Genomic DNA, 12,980 nt, shown 5'->3' with positions numbered 1-12,980 from the left:
CACCTACGGCGCCGGGTACTCCGTCACGTACACGGGTGCGCCCACGCGGGTCGTGTCGGCGGGCCCGCCCACACCGTTGACGACGTGGTCGATGGTGCCCGCACTGAGGTTGACGGTCATGATGTGCCGCAGCCGCACGCCGGGCGTCTCCGGGACCTCGAAGCCGTTCTCGGTGTGGATCGACGGATTGTTCTGGTTGAACACGTAGACCCCGCCGCCGTGCAGGGTGTGGGTCCGTACGTGGTCGCCGACCTTGTAGCCGGCCCAACCCTCGACGTCGCCGTTCATCCAGTCCGCCTGCGTCGGCGGGTCGTACGGCAGTTCGTTCTGGTAGAGCACGGTGGTGCCCCGTTCGCCGTTCCAGACGGTGTTGTGGCGCTGGAAGTGCTCGACGAACAGCCCGGTGGCGGTGACGTCGTCGCCGTTGATCACCGCGCCGTACCGCCCGGTGTTGGTCCGCCAGCGGTCGGTGTCACCGTTGACGCCCTCGGTGAAGCCCTCGACACCGTGGTCGCCGCGCCACACCCAGGTGTGGTCGATCAGCACGTGGTCGGCGTTGATCTGCAGCGCGGTGTCGACCCGGCCGACGTGCGGACCGCCGACCCGGAAGTACACGTCGGACAGCGTGAGGGGGTTGGCCGGGGTGCTGGCGTTGCGGCCGTGCTCGCGGCCCACCCGCAGCAGCACCGGCGACTCGGTGGTGCCGGCGTCGATCGTGACACCGGCGACGACCACGCCGGGGACCCCGGCGACGTCCAGCGGGATCGCCCCGTCGACGGCGGTCAGCGTGGCGTGTCCGAGGCCGAGGACCACCGTGTCCGGTCGCCGCACGTGGATGTTCCGGTCGACGTCGTAGACACCGGGGGTGAGCAGGAGGTGCTTGCCGCGGGCCAACTCCCGGTTGATCGTCTTCACCGAGTCGGACGGGCGTGCGACGTGGAAGTCCGACAGCGGGATGGTGCGTCCCGGCGCGGAGCCACCGGCCCAGCTGGTGCCGCGGGTGTCCCGCGCGGCGGCGGGGACCCGGACGGCGTACCGACCGCGGGGGTCGACGAACAGGTACGGCTTCTCCCGGCTCAGCGGGGTGGTGGCGAGCGTCGTGTACGGCGGGTCGGGGAAGGTGGCGTCGTCCGGGGCGCCGACCACGCCGGAGAAGACCTGGTTCCACACGCCGTTGGACCAGCCGGCGACCTCGCTGTTGCGGGTCAGCCACTGCTGCTGCGACCCGTTGACCACCGAGGGCAGTGCGGAGTCGGCGATGAAGCCGCCGCTGGCGTAGTGCGGGCCGGCGGTGCAGTAGTCCATGAGGGAGAACGTGCCGCCGCTGACGGCCACCCGGCGTACCGACACGGCCTGGGAGACGGCCCAGAAGTTGGCCGAGGACCGGCAGCCGTCCTGGCCGGCGGCGTTGACGTTGATCGAGAGGTTCGACAGCGTCCGCCAGAAGTTGACCAGGGCGATGCAGTTGCCGGTGCCGCCGTCGGCCAGGCAGCGGTTGTAGACCTCGACCTTGCCGTTGATGACCACGTCGGTGGGGGAGGCGCCGAGGCCGGAGACCTCGGTGTAGTAGCCGACCTTGATCTGGAGCGGCTGCTCGGGGGTGCCGTACGTGCCGGGCTTGAACAGGTACGCGTACCGCTCGGTGCCCATCTCGTTGTCGACCTGCCGGGCGTGGGTGGCATCGAGGGTGGCCTGGATCTGGTCGATCGGCATGCTCGGGTCGAAGACGGTGACGTGCGGCCCGAGATCGGTCGGCGCGCCGGGACGCGGGTACGCGCTCGCCGCCCCACCGACGGTCGGGATGGTGGCGGCGAGCACCAGGCCGAGCACGAGCGCGCGGGCCACGCGTCGTCGGGTGGGCCCGGGATGCCGGGAGGGGTCGGTCGTCATGGGCGGTGGGTCCTTTCCGCTGGGCGGTCGACCCAGAGAGCGCTCTCTCGACGAGTCGGCCGTCGTCGGGGACGGGGACGAAGGTGGATGGGATGTTTCTACCCCGTCCGGCGGTCCCGCGCCAGGTCGGGGCGCCCGGATCGACCGACCACACAGGCCATTGAATAATTGCCATTTAACAATTAACGTCCCGGACATGCCGCTCACCAGGGCGGACACTGTTGGGAGGAAACGTGACACGACCGCGTTCTGTCCTCGCCGTGGCGGGGGCGGCCGCAGCGGCCCTCGCGGCGACAACCGCGCTGACCGCACCGGCGTCGGCGGCCCCGGTGCCGTCGGAGGCGGCACCGTCCGCCGACACCACCACCGGCGAGTACATCGTGAAGTTCCGGGCCGGCGCCGACCGCGGTGCCGCCCTCCGCCAGCTCGGCGGACGGTTCGGGATCAGCCTGACCGAGGTCCGCTCCCTGGCGACCGGGGCGCACGTGGTCAAGGCCAGCGGCCGCACCACGGGCCTGCTCCGGGCGCTCACCGCGCGCGGCGACGTCGAGTACGCCGAGCCGGACACCCCCATGTACGCGCTGTCCACCCCGAACGACCCGAGCTACCCCCAGCAGTGGCACTACTTCGAGGCCACGGGCGGCATCAACGCCCCGACGGCCTGGGACACGGCCACCGGCACCGGCGTGGTCGTCGCGGTTCTCGACACCGGCCGCACCGCCCACCCCGACCTGGACGCCAACACCGTGGCCGGGTACGACTTCATCAGCACCTCGACCAACTCCCGCGACGGCAACGGCCGGGACGCCAACCCGCAGGACGAGGGCGACTGGAACACCACCGACGGCGAGTGCGGCATCGGCTCGAAGGCCAAGAACTCCAGCTGGCACGGCACCCACGTGGCCGGCACGATCGCCGCGGTGAGCAACAACGGCGTCGGTGTGGCCGGTGTCGCCCCGAACGCCCGCCTCCAGCACGTCCGCGTGCTCGGCAAGTGCGGCGGCTCCACCTCGGACATCGCCGACGCCATTGTCTGGGCCTCCGGCGGCTCGGTCCGCGGCATCCCGGCCAACCCGACGCCGGCGAAGGTCATCAACATGAGCCTCGGCGGCAGCGGCGCGTGCAGCCGCACGTACCAGAGCGCCATCACCTCCGCCGTACGCAACGGTGCGACGGTCGTCGTCTCGGCCGGCAACAGCAACGCCGACGCCAGCGGCTTCAGCCCGGCCAGCTGCGCCAACGTCGTCACCGTCGGGGCGCTCGACCGGGAGGGCAACCGCGCCTTCTACTCCAACTACGGCACCGCCGTCGACGTCTCCGCCCCCGGCGGCGAGGTGCGTCGCGAGACCGACCCGCCCGGCACGAAGACCACGCCGGAGAACGGCGTCCTGTCCACGATGAACGCCGGCACCACCACGCCGGGCAGCGCCAGCTACACGGCGTACATGGGCACCAGCATGTCGGCGCCGCACGTGGCCGGCCTCGCGGCGCTCATGCTCGGCAAGCGGCCGACGCTGACCCCGTCGGGCGTCGAGTCCGCGCTCAAGGCCAACGCCCGGCCCATCCCGGGCACCTGCTCCGGCGGATGCGGCGCGGGCCTGGTGGACGCCGCCGCCACCGTCGGCGCCGTCTGACCCACGCCGGCTCCTGTGGCGTACGCCTGACGCACGGCACCCCTTCCGGCTCCACCACGGGCCGGAAGGGGTGCCGTGCGTCCGCTGTCAGCCCTGACGGGCCTTCTGGCGCCGGTCGGTCTTGTTGATGACGAACGTGCGCCCACGACGGCGTACCACGATCGAGTTCATCTTGTTCTTCAGCCCCCGCAGGGAGTTCCTGACCTTCATCGCCTTCCGTCCCATCTCCGGTGATCCGGGCAGCGGTCGCGTCGTACCGGAAGCCGACCGTCGGTGCCGGCGTCCGATCCCCGTACGCCTACCCGCCGGTGTCCCGGTCACACCGTCGAGGTCCCGCCCGTTCAGCCGCCCGGCCGCAGGACCCGGCCCGGTCCGGCGGCGTTGTCGGCCGCGGCCTGGCTGCGCTGTGCACCGGTGACACAGACGTCGTCACCGAGGAACGCCTCGCGCCACACGTAGCCGGAGACGCAGGTGTGCGGGCCGTATGCGCCGTTGACCCACCGGCTCGCGGCGGCGGCGTTGTCGGCGAGGACCTGCGACCGGGTCGCTCCGGTGACGCAGACGTAGTCGGACTGGTCGGCGTCGCGCCAGACGTACCCGCCGACGCAGGTGCTCGGGCCGAACACGAACCGGGCGGGGTTGCGACGCGACGCGGCGGCGGCGTTGTCGGCCGCGGCCTGGGTGCGCTGGGCGCCGGTCACGCAGACGTCGTCACCCGCGTACGCCTCGCGCCACACGTAGCCGGAGATGCAGGTGTGCGGGCCGTACGCGCCGTTGACCCAGCGGCTCGGCGCGGCGGCGTTGTCCGCCCACACCTGACTGCGGGTGGCGCCGGTGACGCAGACCAGGTCACCGGGGCGCGCCTCCCGCCACACGTAGCCCTGCAGGCAGCGGTTGACCACGTCGGTGGTGATGCTGACCGACGCGGCGTTGCCGGAGACCCAGTTGACCGCGACCTGCACCCCGTTGGCCTTCAGCGACTGCACCGGGCCGCCACCCGCGCCGGTGCGCAGGAGGTACGGGGTGCCGTTGCGGACCTCGTGCAGCAGCACGGTGTCGGCGGGAATCCCGGCGCTCCACCCGGTCTTCCGGCGGAACTCCACCGTGTAGTAGTGGAAGGGGTCCGCCGGGTCGAAGGGGATCCGGACCAGTTGCGGGCCGGCGGCCGAGGGCACCTCCAGCGGCGCCAACGTGATGCTGCGCGAGCCGACCCCGTCGGCGGCCATCGTGAAGATCCGGTTCTTCGGCAGCCAGCCCAGTTCGTCCCGGTGCTGGCCGTTGAGCCCGACCGCGCTGGTGCCGTAGTTGGCGGTGGTGAACGCGTAGATGTTCATCGCGCTCATCTCGTCCCACGGGTCGTCGTACTCGCCCGGCTGGGACCAGGGGGCGTTCTGGTAGGTGGTGTCGTTGGAGAACGAGTGCCCGAGGTTGTAGCCGTGCAGCATCTCGTGCGCGGCGAAGCCGACGTTCCAGGCGCCGGGGTCGAGCAGCACCCGCCCACCGGCCGCCCCCGAGTCCACCCAATCGTTGAGCATGACCGCGATCCGGTGCCCGGCGGGCACGATGTAGCCGTTGGCCGCCGCCGTGTCGACGCACCGCTGGATCCGGGTCCACCGGTCCACCGACTGGTTCTGGGCGAGCGTGGTCGGCAGCGTGTACCAGCCCCGCACGGTCGAACCCGCCAGGGAGACCCGGCCGCCGGACTGGTCGGCGAGGTAGTCCGCGACACCGCCGGTGCCGACGCCGGCGTGGGTGAGGAAGTTGGCGAAGAACGAGGGCGGCCTCGGTTCGGCGGCCCGGTCGCTGAACTTGCACAGCAGCACCGACCAGGGGGTGTTGTTCCGGATCGGGCTGGCCGCCGCCGGCACGGCCGTCAGCGCCACCGTGCCGAGGGTGGTGCAGGCGACGGCCACGGCCGCCGCCGCGAGTCTGCCCAGGGGTCCACGTCTCACTCGGGTGCTCCGTTCGTGTCGAGCCGGCCTCGGTGGCCGGCTGGCACCCATCGGAGCACTCAAGGTGATGAATCAAACACGAATCGTCGTCTTGGTGACCGGCCGAAATCCGACTGTGCCGCACCGGTCCCCGCCGGATCCCGGTGCGGGCCGGTCAGCGCGCGGCCGGTCGGATGACGGTGAACACCGCACCGGCCGGGTCGGCCAGCGCGGCCACCCGCCCGGTCAGCACGTCGTTCGGCGGCACCACCACCCGGCCACCGCGACTGCCGGCCCGCTCGGCCGCCTCGTCCGGGTCGGCCACCGCGACGTAGACCATCCAGCCGGTGGGCAGCACCCCGGCCAGCGGCGGGGGCAGCGCCAGCCGGCCGGCGACCGGCCGTCCACCGGCGACCAGCAGGGCGTACGAGTCGTCGGGCGCGCCGGGCGGCACGGTGGCGTGCAGGGCGAGGGCGTCGGCGAGGAACCGGTCGGCCTCGGTGGGGGAGGAGGTCATGTACTCGTACCAGGCGGGTCGGCCGAGGCCCGGTGGGACGACGGCCGCGCCGACGCTGAGCCGCAGGGCGGCGCCGAGGGGGTCGTGCACCTCGTCGCCCTCGACGCGCGCCCCGGCGCGGGTGGCCGCCGCGCGCGCGGCCGGTGCGTCGTCGGTGGTGAACCGGGTCCACCAGCGCGCCGGACCGGTACCGGTGCGCAGACCGGCCGCCGGGACGCCGTCGGCGAGGGCCGTGGACCCGTCGGCGTCGTACGTCCAGCCGAACAGGTCGGCGTAGAACTCCCGGGCGGTGTCGGGGTCGGGCGTGACGAGGTCGATGCCGCAGGGGACGACGGCCGGGGTGGGTGCTGCGTTCACCAGAGCTCCAGGGGTCAGGGGTCACGGGGTCGGGGCACGGCGGCGGTGGGCCGCCGGTCGCGCAGGTTGCCGATCAGGTCCTCCAGCGGGACCGGGCGGCCCAGGTGGAAGCCCTGGCCGGCGTCGACGCCCAGCCGCCGCAGCGCCGGCACGAGCTCGGCCCGCTCGACCGACTCGGCGACCGTACGCATGCCCAGACCGTGCGCGGCGCGGACGACCGCGTCGATGAGCACCGGGTCGGCGCCGCCGCGGTCGGCCTGCCGGACGAAGTCGCCGGCGATCTTGACGGTGCTGAACGGCAGGTGCTTGAGGTAGGAGAACGAGCCGAACCCGGCCCCGAAGTCGTCCAGGCTCAGCCGGCAGCCGGCGTCCCGCAGGGCGCCGGCCAGGTTGCGGACGGCCGCCACGTTGGTGATGGCGGCCGTCTCGGTGACCTCGACCCCCAGCCGGCCCGGCTCGACGCCGGCCGCGCGCAGCACACCCACCACCCAGTCGCCGAAGCCGGGCGACTCCATCGACCGGGCGGAGATGTTGACGTCGAAGCACGTACCGGCGGCGGCGACGGCCGGGTCCGCCAGCGCCGAGGTGGCGGTGGCGACCACCCACCGGTCGAGGTCGCCGATCAGGTCGTCCCGCTCCACGGTGGGCAGGAAGTCGGCCGGGGCCAGCGGCGGCTGCCGGCCGTCGTGCAGCCGGACGAGCAGTTCATGGCTGACCACCGCGCCGGTCGTCAGGTCGACGATCGGCTGGGCGTCGAGGTGCATCCGGTGCTGGTCGAGTGCGTCGCGGACCCGGGTCACCACGTTGACCCGCTGCACGACGTGCCGGTACTGCTCGGGCAGGTAGAGCCGGGCCCGGTTGCGGCCGGCGTCCTTGGCCTCGTACAGGGCGAGGTCGGCGTGGGCGAGCAGCGCGTCCCGGGTGACGCCCGTCTCGACCGGTGCGGCGCCGATGCTCAGGGTGACCCGCAGTCCCGCGCCGGCCAGCGGCACCGGCGTACGGGCTGCGGCGTCGCACAGGCTCTCCGCGACGGCCAGGGCGTCACCGGCCGGGGTGCCGGGGAGGACGACCGCGAACTCGTCACCGCCCAGCCGGCCCAGCACGGTGCCGGTCGGCAGGTGGCGGACGAGCAGGCGCGCGAGGACGCGCAGCACGTCGTCGCCCACCGCGTGCCCGTGGACGTCGTTGATGTCCTTGAAGTTGTCGATGTCGATGAGCAGCAGCGCGCCCGGCGACTCCCCGGCGGCGCCGACGAGATCGTCGACGTGCGCGAGGAGGGCACGCCGGTTCGGCAGGTCGGTCAGCGGGTCGCGTTCGGCCAGCCGGATCAGCTCGTCCTGGACCTGCTGTATCTCGGTGATGTCGTGCGCGGTGCCCAGCACCCGGACGGGTGCGCCGGACGAATCGGTGAACACCTCGCCGTAGCACTCGAAGACGCGCAGCGTGGTCCGGTCCGCGAGGTACATGCGGTGGGTGTAGGAGAACGGTCCGCCGGTGGTCAGTGCCGTCTCCAGCGTCCGCTCGATCAGGGCGACGTCGTCGGGGTGCAGGAGTTCCCGGTAGGAGGCGTAGTCCAGGGCGGTGCCCGGTGGGAAACCGAACATCTGCAACAGCACGTCGGACCAGATGACGTGGCCGGTCGCCACGTCCCACTCCCAGGTGCCCACCTTGGCCAGCTGCTCGATGTGGGCCAGCCGCCACCGGTAGTTGCGCCCCCAGTCACGCTCGCGCCGTTCCACGCTGACGTCGCGCACCTCGTACAGGCGCAGCGGCTGCCCGTCGTGGCGTACGCCGTGGCAGCGCACCCGCAGCCACCGGGTGTCGCCGTCGGTGACCGGCCAGGGCACGTCGACCGCCGGGCCGTCGGGTTCCGCCCGGGACAACGGCAGCTCCTCCGGCCGTACGCCGAGACGGCGGATGGCCACGTTGGACCAGAGGCAGCGACCGTCGGGGGTCAGCACGGTCAGGGCGGTGGAGGTGACGTCGGCGGCGACGGCCGGCAGTGTGCTCACCCGTGGCCACCCCCATCCCTCGTCGGCGGCGGGTGCTGTCACGGCACCGCGCACGGTCATCCGATCGCGACGCGGAGTCTACCCACCACGGCGGTCGCTGTGGGCGTCCGCCGCTGCACGACCGGGCCCCTTGCTCGCGTGCGGCGGCGATTGACTACAGTGGCCTGACCGTCGGTCCGACGTCGCCCCCGCGGAGGTTCGAGATGGCTGTGGAACGCACGGTGCCCGGCGGCGCCGACCGGATCGACACGACGGTGGCCCATCCCGCCCGCCGGTACAACTACTGGCTCGGCGGCAAGGACAACTTCCAGGTCGACCGGGAGTCCGGTGACGCGATCGCCGCGGCGTTCCCCGGCGTCCGCCTCGGCGCGATGGAGAACCGCCGCTTCCTGAGGCGGGCCGTGTCCCATCTGGTCCGGGACGCGGGCATCGACCAGTTCCTGGACATCGGCACCGGCATCCCCAGCGCCGACAACACCCACGAGGTGGCCCAGGCGATCGACCCGCGGGCCCGCGTGGTCTACGTCGACAACGACCCGATCGTGCTGGCGCACGCCCGGGCGCTGCTCAACAGCGCGAGCGAAGGCGTGACCGCCTATCTCGACGCCGACCTGCGGGAGCCGGAGAAGATCCTGTCCCACCCCGACCTCCTCACCACCCTGGACCTGAGCCGGCCGGTGGGCCTGATGCTGGTGGCGGTCCTGCACTTCGTCCGCGACGACGAGGACCCGTACGGGCTGGTCCGCCGCCTGGTCGACGCGCTGCCGTCGGGCAGCTACCTGACCATGTCCCACGTGACGGCCGACTACTTCCCGCCGGAGCAGGCGCGCGTGGCGCGGGGCAGCCAGTCGTTCGGCCCGCACGGGGTGATGGCGTTCCGCACCCGCGACGAGTTCGTCCGCTTCTTCGACGGGCTGGAGATCCTCGACCCCGGCGTCGTCTCGGTCACCGAGTGGCGGGCCGGCGACGGGAGCGGGCCGCGGCCCACCGCCGCCGAGGCGGGCATCCACTGCGCGGTCGCCCGCAAACCCTGACCCCCGGCGGTCGTGCACCGGGAGCCGCTCACGCCACCGACAAGGCGACGCAGAGGCACCCGAAGGCGAGAACGCAGACGAGCGTACGCAGGGTGTGCCAGCGGACCCACGGCCGTTCGAAGTCCCGCCGCACCGCGCGCGCGTCGGCCAGCCGGTCGACCGGCCCGGCCCGGTCCAGGCGGTTGTTCAGCGGGATGTTCGCCGCGACCGTGCTGACCACTGTGACCGCGTACCCGGCGGCGCCGGCGAGCACCCACCAGCGCACGTCGCCCCGGTCCAGGTGCCACCAGACGGCGGCGCCGCCGGCGATCAGCGCGCCGACGAAGACCAGACCGAACAGCGGGTTCTGGATGGCGTCGTTGATCCGCTGCATGACCCGGACGAAGGTGGTGTCGTCGACCCGGGCCAGCGCGGGCATGACCGCGACGGAGAACGCGAGGTAGAGCCCGGCCATCAGGCCCGTGGTCACCGTCGCGAGGACCAGAACCGCCGTCGCCATGTCTCCTCCTCCACCCCGCACCGTCTCGTCGAGCCGTACGGTATGCCGTCGGCCCCGCCGAGGCGATGTCCGGGTGACCCGGTCGTATGTGGAGCGTCCCGCAGCCGCGAGCCGGCGGCACCTGGTGCGGTCAGCTGACCGGGTCCTCGGTGGGCAGGATCCGGGTGAGCTGATCGGCACGCCGAAGCCGGCCGTCGGCGGCGAGCTGGCCAAACAGGTAGATCTCGGTCACCACCGTGGCGCCGCCCTTCCGCATGACGGCGCCGAGCGTGTAGCGGGCGGCCACCCGGTCGCCCTCCGTCACCGCGTCGTGGACCTCGACGTGGATGCCGGACGCCCGTCGCCGGGCCGGCCGGACGTGGTCCAGCAGCCGCGCGCGATCCAGTGGCAGGCCGTCGGTGTGCAGGACGAAGTCCGGCGTGTGGTAGCGGTCGAAGACCGTTCCCGGCGGCTCGTCGCCGAAGCTCACCGCCTGCGGGTACGCCGTCAGGTAGCCGCGCAGGTCCCGCCCGGGCAGGGACACCTCGTCCGCCATGTCGACCCCCTCCGGCCCGAGGGGGCCACCGCCCGGCTCACGCTATCGGTGGCGGTCAAGGGTCAGTAGCCGAGCCGCTGCCGGGCGAGGAACTTCGGTACGACCATCCGCCACGCCTCGGTGACGAACTCCGTCATGCGGTCGCGTTGCAGCGGGGCGAGACGGCAGCACACCCAGTTGAAGCGCAGGTCCGACGGGCCGGGCAGGAAGAACAGGTGGGGTTCGGTGGCGACGAGGGCGTCGCGCTCCTCCTTCGGGTAACCGAAGCCCATCGTGGTCTCGTCCCGGGAGAAGGCGACGTAGACGATCGACCCGACCCGGAACTTCACCCGGTCCCGGATCAGGTGTTCGCTGCTGCGGGGCAGGGTCCGCGTCAGGGCGCGAACGTCGGAGACGGTGACCATGCCCCGACCGTAGCGTCCTGTGGATGCCGCGCGGCGGTCGTCAGCGCCCGACCGGGACCGGCGCCGGGACCGGGTCGGCGGACCGGTCCTCCGCCGTCGCGACCGCCGTCGCCACCTGCGGCGTCACCTGCGGCGTCACCGGCGGCGTCACCTGCGGCGTCTCGGTGGGGGCGGGTGCCGGCGGTTCGGCTGCTGCCTCGGCCGCCGGGTCGGTCGAGCGGTGCGCGCCGGCGCGCCCGTCCTCGGAGCCGGCCGCTTCGGAACGCGTCCCCACCTGCGGGTACTCCGCGGTCTCGCCGCTGCCCGCGGCGGCTGCCATCACCGCCGCCGCGGCCAGGTCGGCCACCCGCTTCGCCTCCCGCTTGACCCGGGCCCGGACCTCCTTGGCGTGCTTCTCGGCGAAGTCGGCCGAGCGCCGCGCCTCGTCCAGGCGGTGCAGCTCCTCGGTCAGCTCCTGCCGGGTCCGGTTGAGGCGCTGCTGCACCTGCACCAGTTCGCGCTCCGTGGTGTCGCCCTCCTGCCGCACCTGCTCCAACTGCTGCTGGCAGGTCTCCAACTCGGACTGCACCCGGGTGAGCGCCTCCCGGCGGTCCCGGAGGCCCTGCTGCACCGTGGTGAGCTGCTGCTGGTGGGTGGCCGCCTGCTCCTCGGCGCGCTGCCGCACCTTGGCCGCGTACTGCTGCGCCTCCGCGATCAGCGTCGCGATCTCCTGCTCGGCGGCGGTGCGCTGCGCGGCGAGCTCCCGCTCCGCCGACGCGCGCTGCTCGGTGATCTCCTGCTCGGTGGTGGCCCGCCGTTCGTTCAGCTCCCGCTCCACCGTGGCCTGCCAGCGGGTCAGCTCCTCCTGGGTGCGGGCCCGCGCGGCCTGCACCTCCTGCTGGATCTGGGTACGCGCGGAGCTGAGGAACGCCTCGGCATCGGCACGGGCCTGCTCGACCTTCTGCGCGCTCTGCTCGTCGATCCGGTTGGCCTCCAGGCGAGCCCGCTCGTGCGCGGCCTCACCGGCCTCCCGCAGCTGCTCGGCTGCCGCCCGGATCTCGGCGATCTCGGCCTGGGCGGCGGCCCGGCGCTCCTCGTCGATCTTCTTCTGCTCCGCGCGTCGCGCGGCGAGGTCCTCCTCGAACTCGCGCGTCGTCCGGACAGCCTCCTCGCGGGCGTCGGCGAGGGCCTTCTCCGCCTCGGCCTGCAACTCGGCGGCGCGCTGCGCGGCGGTGTCACCGATCAGCTCGGCCTGCCGCTCGGCCAGGGCCAGGATCTGCTCCACCATCGGGCCGAGGTCGCGGAAGGTGGCCCGGTCCACCCGTGTCGGCCGGTCCCGCAGCTCGGTCGTCTCGGCCTCGAGCTGCTGGTACTCGGCGGTGAGTGTCCGCAGTCGCTCGACGGCCCGGTCCCGCTCGGACGTCAGCGTCGACCGTTCGCCGTCCACCTTCTCGACATAGCGGTCCACCTGCCGTTTGTCGTATCCGCGCAGCGCCGTGTCGAAGTCCGGTCGCGACGTCACGTCGTCACGTGCCGTGAACGGCTCCTCGCTGTGGGACATGAACCATCCTCCGTACGATCGCGAGCGTCCTGCCGGCGGGAGAACCGCCCCCGCGGGTCATGACGTGGCGACACGCTACCGCCGGGGGTCCGGGGATCATAGGGCCGGTCCCGTCCCTGACGCGAGGAGCGTTCTCACGCGAGCCGGATGTCGTCCCCGGCGACGACCACCGGGGTCTCCGGCAGCGGCTGCTTCGCCGGACCGCTGCGGACCGCGCCGTCGGCGATGTCGAAGACGCTGTTGTGGCAGGCGCAGATGATGGTGCCGTCGTCGACCGAGGTGACGGTGCAGCCCTGGTGGGTGCAGCGGGCGGAGAACGCCTTGATGGTCCCGGCCGCCGGCTGGGTCAGCACCACCCCCTGGTCGGCGAAGATCCGTCCACCACCGACCGGGATGTCGGCCACCCGGGCCAGCGTCGGTGCCGCCCCGGCGGCCGGTGGCGCGGTCCCGTCCGGTGTGCCGGCGGCGACCGGCGGGGGAGCCGCCGGGGCGGGCGGGGACGCCGCCCCGTACGTCTGGCAGCCGGCCAGCAGCGCCGTGACGCCGGCCGCGCCGCCGCAGGCCAGGACCGCCCGCCGGCACGGCCGGGCGTCCCGTGCGTCGTCGCTCATCCCGTTGTCCCTCCCG

12 protein-coding genes are annotated in these 12,980 nt (G+C 73.2%); 2 read left to right on the top strand and 10 right to left on the bottom strand.

Annotated features, from left to right (window positions below; genetic code table 11):
• Nucleotides 1-3: 3 nt before the first annotated feature.
• Entirely contained in the window at nucleotides 4-1,890 is a 1,887-nt protein-coding gene (locus tag ACTMSW_RS07620; protein WP_441179788.1) for an adenylyl cyclase, read from the bottom strand.
• Between the two features lie 233 nt (nucleotides 1,891-2,123).
• On the opposite strand from ACTMSW_RS07620, the gene ACTMSW_RS07615 reads away from it, so the two are divergent.
• Nucleotides 2,124-3,524: a S8 family serine peptidase gene (locus tag ACTMSW_RS07615; protein WP_441179787.1), complete on the top strand. Its 1,401-nt coding sequence runs from the start codon at nucleotides 2,124-2,126 to the stop codon at nucleotides 3,522-3,524.
• A gap of 87 nt (nucleotides 3,525-3,611) precedes the next feature.
• Here the strand turns inward: ACTMSW_RS07615 and ACTMSW_RS07610 are convergent, their stop codons facing one another.
• The 4 genes from ACTMSW_RS07610 to ACTMSW_RS07595 form a co-directional block, all read right to left on the bottom strand.
• Nucleotides 3,612-3,734 carry a ribosomal protein bL36 gene (locus ACTMSW_RS07610; protein ID WP_441179786.1) on the bottom strand — a complete coding sequence of 41 codons (123 nt, stop codon included), beginning with the start codon at nucleotides 3,732-3,734 and terminating at the stop codon, nucleotides 3,612-3,614.
• 131 nt (nucleotides 3,735-3,865) lie between these two features.
• Entirely contained in the window at nucleotides 3,866-5,476 is a 1,611-nt protein-coding gene (locus ACTMSW_RS07605) for a hypothetical protein (protein WP_441179785.1), read from the bottom strand.
• Between the two features lie 154 nt (nucleotides 5,477-5,630).
• Nucleotides 5,631-6,329, bottom strand: a complete 699-nt coding sequence (locus tag ACTMSW_RS07600; RefSeq protein WP_441179784.1) for a VOC family protein — start codon at nucleotides 6,327-6,329, stop codon at nucleotides 5,631-5,633.
• Nucleotides 6,330-6,343: 14 nt separating this feature from the next.
• Nucleotides 6,344-8,341, bottom strand: coding sequence for a putative bifunctional diguanylate cyclase/phosphodiesterase (locus ACTMSW_RS07595; protein WP_441179782.1), 1,998 nt, complete (start codon nucleotides 8,339-8,341; stop codon nucleotides 6,344-6,346).
• Nucleotides 8,342-8,544: 203 nt separating this feature from the next.
• Here ACTMSW_RS07595 and ACTMSW_RS07590 point away from each other — a divergent pair, with 203 nt between their 5' ends.
• On the top strand, nucleotides 8,545-9,375 hold the full coding sequence (locus ACTMSW_RS07590; RefSeq protein ID WP_441179781.1) for an SAM-dependent methyltransferase: 831 nt from the start codon (nucleotides 8,545-8,547) through the stop codon (nucleotides 9,373-9,375).
• 28 nt (nucleotides 9,376-9,403) lie between these two features.
• On the opposite strand, the gene ACTMSW_RS07585 is transcribed toward ACTMSW_RS07590, so the two are convergent.
• The 5 genes from ACTMSW_RS07585 to ACTMSW_RS07565 all read right to left on the bottom strand — a co-directional run bounded on the left by ACTMSW_RS07585 (nucleotide 9,404) and on the right by ACTMSW_RS07565 (nucleotide 12,964).
• Nucleotides 9,404-9,874 carry an anthrone oxygenase family protein gene (locus ACTMSW_RS07585; protein ID WP_441179780.1) on the bottom strand — a complete coding sequence of 157 codons (471 nt, stop codon included), beginning with the start codon at nucleotides 9,872-9,874 and terminating at the stop codon, nucleotides 9,404-9,406.
• Nucleotides 9,875-10,004: 130 nt separating this feature from the next.
• The gene (locus tag ACTMSW_RS07580) at nucleotides 10,005-10,409 is read right to left on the bottom strand and encodes a nuclear transport factor 2 family protein (protein WP_441179779.1); all 405 of its coding nucleotides are present in this window, start codon (nucleotides 10,407-10,409) and stop codon (nucleotides 10,005-10,007) included.
• 62 nt (nucleotides 10,410-10,471) lie between these two features.
• Entirely contained in the window at nucleotides 10,472-10,813 is a 342-nt protein-coding gene (locus tag ACTMSW_RS07575; protein ID WP_441179778.1) for an MmcQ/YjbR family DNA-binding protein, read from the bottom strand.
• Between the two features lie 40 nt (nucleotides 10,814-10,853).
• Nucleotides 10,854-12,353 carry a DivIVA domain-containing protein gene (locus ACTMSW_RS07570; protein ID WP_441179777.1) on the bottom strand — a complete coding sequence of 500 codons (1,500 nt, stop codon included), beginning with the start codon at nucleotides 12,351-12,353 and terminating at the stop codon, nucleotides 10,854-10,856.
• 134 nt (nucleotides 12,354-12,487) lie between these two features.
• Nucleotides 12,488-12,964 (bottom strand): Rieske (2Fe-2S) protein, encoded by a 477-nt coding sequence (locus ACTMSW_RS07565; RefSeq protein ID WP_441179776.1) that lies wholly within the window; start codon nucleotides 12,962-12,964, stop codon nucleotides 12,488-12,490.
• Nucleotides 12,965-12,980: the final 16 nt, after the last annotated feature.

Origin of the sequence: Micromonospora sp. BQ11, assembly GCF_052068135.1 — a bacterium.
Classification (GTDB): domain Bacteria; phylum Actinomycetota; class Actinomycetes; order Mycobacteriales; family Micromonosporaceae; genus Micromonospora.
Note: the sequence above shows the minus strand (reverse complement) of the source record. Positions and strands in the feature narration are given on the sequence as shown.